Here is a 4,691-nt window from a genome sequence, read left to right on the forward strand (position 1 = left end):
ATACTACTGAGTGAACGTTTGCTAATAGCAAAGCTGAATCGCAAGGGCGAGCAACAAGAGACTTTCCTCAATCGGTATGGCTTCATCTAAGAACGTCTATAAATCTCATTAATTGGGCTTCTTAAAACATCGGAGAGGCAGCATTCTAACTTTCATTTCCGTTTCTTGCTATATTGGCTTTTCTCAGGACTTTATCTGACAAACCAATCTCCAATCGTGGAGAAAATGCGAGCTCACTTGATCCAGAAAATCGAGTATGTTCCTTTCCATGGAAAACACCGAGTGACGCTTCATTATGGTCGTGCAACACGCATCTTCTTTTATTGTCGATCACTTTCTCCTAAGGATGTCATATAATCTCATTGCATGGGGGTGTCCCCGTGGGCGGAGCAGGAAAAAGGCTCCGCTTAACCTTTCTTTTCTGTCCTTAGGATTATCCTCACTGGCTTTTTGTCTTCGATTTCTCGTTTAGTGTGAAAATGGAGTCTGAGTCTATTAAGCTCTGACCTCTTTAGTGATATTGATCATGTCATTGAACGGATACTTGTTTTAGCCGGCTGGAGGACGTTCCTAGAAAGCACTTGGTGACTCTTATTCTTGCAACTTACAACATAGAACTTGGAACTGATTCTTTCCGGAGAACGGTGAACTGTTTACGGCTAACTTGATTTCTGCAACTTGCAACTGCAACACACACACCCCAAAGGCAGGAAGGCGTTTGCGGCCTTCCTGCCACTATGATCATGGATGTTTCGTTTTTACTCGACTACTATGTTTATCGCAAAGGTCTGTATTGGATGGACGCTCTCCCAGGGGCGTCTGAGGGAGAATATGACAACTGTCTCGCCAGGTTGCTGGGCTTCGAATACCCACTGGACATTATAAGGCGCTCCCACGAGTTCGGAATCGTCAAGGAACTTCCTTTCGAAGATCGAGCCCTCGTAGATCAGCGAAACGACGTTTGGATTGGTTATCTTTACGTCCCAGATATAGCCGGTGGAGCCGTTCTCCTGGAGTTCCATGGTAGCTATCTCGCCTACGGAGAGGGTGTTCATGGAGGTTCGAAGACCCTTCACATCGAGCTGGGAGGAATTCCAGAGCAGCGATGTCACGAGCATGTTCGGCACGAACTCTCTGATTGTTTCTTCGAAGCTTCCGTCGCGCTTCATTTCGTCGAGAGTCTTCTGGAAGCTCAGAATCATCCCGAAGTTCGTTCCCTTCGAAGCTGCGATGTAGAAGTAGTTTGTCTGAAGCTCAATAAGGGCTTCCAGGTCGTCCATGCTGTAGCCCGCGTTCTTGACGAGCTCGCCGACAGTGAGGTCGGTGAAGACTGCCAAATCTGTCTCGCCTTCGAAAAGCTGTACGACGGTGTCGAGAGGATCGAGAGAGCTCACGAGGTTCTCGAAGCCCATCTCCTTCAGTAGCTGCTCCGTCCACCAGTTCGTCGTCGTGCCTATTGACTTGACCTCTTTTGCGGACTCGAGGTCTGTAGCTGGGGCGACTGTTTCTTTGCGGGCGTAGAGGTAGGCGGTGTTCTTTCCCACCGGTCCGATCCACTCGAACTTATCTCTTCGCTGTTCGGTCTGGTCCATGCTGAAGAGGAAGACGTTCGGCAGATTCGAGGCCAGTTCATAGCCGATGGACCATGGGACTATAAGAATCTCTCCGGACATATCGTTCCTACGCAGGATCTCTTTCACCATCTCCGTGACGAAGCCGGTCGGTTCTCCGTCTTCGCCCCTGAAGGTGACGGGCGGGTACTCCTCGGTCAGGAAGGTGTAGATGCCGGGAACGGGTTGTCCGGGGAACCACTCGGCGTATAACTCGGAGAAGGAGCCGGAGCTCTTGAGACCGTCGAGAGCCTTCTGGAATGCGCTCACGATTTCAGAGGGGACGTCCTTCGAGAAACCTAGGTATGTCATGTCCAAGTCGATCGCAACTGTGGGCGCGGGAAGATTAGAGGCCTGTTCTTTCTGGAGTAGCTGTCGCAGAACTGCCGAGTTGAAGGGCGCGAGGTCGATTTCCCCGTCAAATAGGGCACCGAGCAACGACTCCTCGTCTTCAAAAATGATTAGGTTGTCGAATCCCTGTTCCTCTAAGAGTTTGTGTGAATAGTATTCGCCTACCACACCCACCGAGTTTGCATTTCTCGCATCTTCGAGGGAGCTGAAATCAACGGTCGTCTCTTTCGTCGTGTAAATGTAAGTGTTCGTTATGGCAACGGGGCCCACCCACTGATAAAGAGCTTTTCTCTGGGTTGTGAAGACAAGAGAGGGAATGCAGTATCTCCCTTCGCCCTGTAACATCTCGAGGGCTTCGTCGAATTTGACGGGTCTCATCTCGACGTCGATGCCCGTTTCGCTTTCCAGCGATCCGATCAGATCGACGAGGAAGCCCTTCAGATGGCCTTCATCCAGGTAACTGAAGGGATCGTAATCGGGATTGACAAGAAAGGTAATAGACTGGGCCAGAGTAACAGCCGAGAGAAAGAGAACAAGGATAATGGAAAAGACGACTTTCTTGGAAATAGAAGATTTCACTTTTCTGCACCTCCAATTGAGTGTGTTATGATTCCTATTCTAGACGAAATCTCACGTTTCACAAGCAACAATGAATAGTGGCGAAGCTTAAAGGCAAGTGGTCGTCTCACCGGACAGTTTTTGGAAGCAGCTTCTTTTCAGGATGTACGTCTGAGTATTCCGGAGATTTGTAAAATGGGATTTTAAGGTGATATAATATATATGCAATAAACATATATAACGAAAAAGGAGATGTCTATATTGCCTTGGGTGAGAGAAGATATGTGCACCGGATGCGGACTTTGTATCAAAGCCTGTCCGGTGGAAGGAGCAATCGTAATGAAGGCGGGCAAGGCATTTATTAACAACGGGCTTTGCACCAGATGTGGAAAGTGTTTCAGTGCTTGCCCCGTAAATGCCATAAGGCCTAACTCCGAGAATCCCTCTCTTCGATCGGGTAGAGGTGGAGGAATGGGTCTCAAACGCGGAGGCGGGCAGGGAAAGGGCATGGGAGGACAGGGAGGAAGATAGCCAAACAATACCGTTAGGGAAGTGATTCGTTTGAGCCATGTATACGGAGTGGTGCCTTCAAGAAGACTTGGCAGATCTCTAGGGGTCTGTACGATACCGTTCAAGACATGCAATTACTCGTGCATTTACTGCCAGCTCGGCAGAACGAATAACATGACCAATGCCAGGCAGACCTTCTATCCTCCGGAGGAAATCTTGAATGAGGCTAGAAGCTTCATAGAAGAATACGGCAAGGATTCTTTCGATGTTGTGACGGTTGTTGGAGAAGGCGAACCGACTCTGTACAAGCCCTTGGATTCCATAGTGAATGGACTAAGAGAATTGACAGCCAAGCCTCTTGTGTTAATCACAAATGGCTCTCTTTTATTTGAGAGATCATTGAGAGAAGAGATAATGGATTTCGATATTGTGATGCCGACCCTCGATGCCATCGATAAGGAAAGCTTCAGAAAAATAAACAGACCCTTTGGAAAGCTAAGGTACGAAAGAGTATACAATGGTTTGCTCGAATTTTCGAAGGAGTTCAAAGGTGAAATCTGGCTGGAAGTAATGCTCGTAAAAGATTACAACGACAGCGACAGATTTCTGGGAGAACTGAAGAATAGGATCGAACTGCTGGCCCCGGCAAGAGTCTATATAAATGTTCCTGCCAGGCCACCGGCAGAAGAAAATGTAGAAATACCTGAAGAAGAGACGCTCAGATATGCCCGCGCCCTCCTGAAGGCTGAGAGTATCGAGAATCTCCCTGTCAGCAGCTTCACCACCTCTGAGAAAAGAGCGCTGGATGCAGTGATCGAGATCATCAAGCGGCATCCAATGTCGGAGAAAGACATAAGGAGCTTCATTGAATCGCAGTTTAGAGAGGAATCGGTCGGATTTCTTCTGGAGAGACTTAGCAGGAATCCGAACGTCGAGAAGAACTCCTATCGCGGGAAGGACTTCTACAGATACATCCTTGCAGGAAGACGATCGGGAGGATGAGAGATGGGAAAGTTAATCGCAATCGGGACCAATGACGGCTTCAAATTGAACGACGACCACTTCGGGCAGTCAAGATACTATGATATTTACGAGCTTGACGAAGGCAAATGCGCCGTCAAGCTGGAAGCAAGGCCTAATCCTTATTTCGAGAATCATAAGCATGCAGAACTCGCCGAGATCCTCCAGGTTATCGGTGACTGCCCTGTATGGATCGGGGCGGCTATGGGAGAGCGGTCTCTGAAAAAACTTGCCGAAATGGACTACGAGCCGGTGATTCTGGAGCCGATGACGATCGACGAGGCATTGAAGGCGTATCTCAAAAAATAATGTTGGTGGCTCCGTTACAGCCAGTAGCGCTTAGTGCGGTCAGTCTTTGCCTCGCAAAAACCAGTTCCGCTTCGCGGTCAAAAAAGATCCGCTGTGCGCTGATGAAACCACGTTGACCGTCAGCGGTCCACCGTTCTCCGGGAAGAGCAGCAGTTGCAAGTTGCCTGTTCCGAGTTGCGGTGTGCCAAGAAGGCGAAGAAGGAGACTTCTAGCCGTGCTTAGTCGAAGATGAGGGAGGGCCCCTCGAAGCCGTCATGCAGGTGGAGGCTTCAAACCGCCGTAAGCTGCTGTGGTAAAGAGCCATGGTAGTGAACGTTACGGGAAAAGGCGGGA

At 49.1% G+C, this 4,691-nt stretch carries 4 protein-coding genes; 3 read left to right on the forward strand and 1 reads right to left on the reverse strand.

Annotated elements, in window-relative coordinates; genetic code table 11:
* Positions 1-758: 758 nt before the first annotated feature.
* The gene (locus tag ENN47_10770) at positions 759-2,540 is read right to left on the reverse strand and encodes a transporter substrate-binding domain-containing protein (GenBank protein HDP78640.1); all 1,782 of its coding nucleotides are present in this window, start codon (positions 2,538-2,540) and stop codon (positions 759-761) included.
* A gap of 240 nt (positions 2,541-2,780) precedes the next feature.
* Between ENN47_10770 and ENN47_10775 the strand changes: the two genes are divergently transcribed.
* Genes ENN47_10775 through ENN47_10785 form a run of 3 tightly spaced genes read left to right on the forward strand, consistent with a single transcriptional unit; the run spans position 2,781 to position 4,358 of the window.
* The gene (locus ENN47_10775; GenBank protein ID HDP78641.1) at positions 2,781-3,050 is read left to right on the forward strand and encodes a 4Fe-4S dicluster domain-containing protein; all 270 of its coding nucleotides are present in this window, start codon (positions 2,781-2,783) and stop codon (positions 3,048-3,050) included.
* Between the two features lie 21 nt (positions 3,051-3,071).
* The gene (locus tag ENN47_10780) at positions 3,072-4,031 is read left to right on the forward strand and encodes a radical SAM protein (GenBank protein ID HDP78642.1); all 960 of its coding nucleotides are present in this window, start codon (positions 3,072-3,074) and stop codon (positions 4,029-4,031) included.
* Between the two features lie 3 nt (positions 4,032-4,034).
* The gene (locus ENN47_10785; protein HDP78643.1) at positions 4,035-4,358 is read left to right on the forward strand and encodes a dinitrogenase iron-molybdenum cofactor biosynthesis protein; all 324 of its coding nucleotides are present in this window, start codon (positions 4,035-4,037) and stop codon (positions 4,356-4,358) included.
* Positions 4,359-4,691: the final 333 nt, after the last annotated feature.

This window comes from Mesotoga infera, from assembly GCA_011045915.1.
GTDB lineage: Bacteria > Thermotogota > Thermotogae > Petrotogales > Kosmotogaceae > Mesotoga > Mesotoga infera_D.

What these genes read in the sequence shown, in the direction of transcription:
- ENN47_10785 (HDP78643.1), top strand. Translation starts at nt 4,035, where the DNA reads ATGGGAAAGTTAATCGCAATCGGGACCAATGACGGCTTCAAATTGAAC.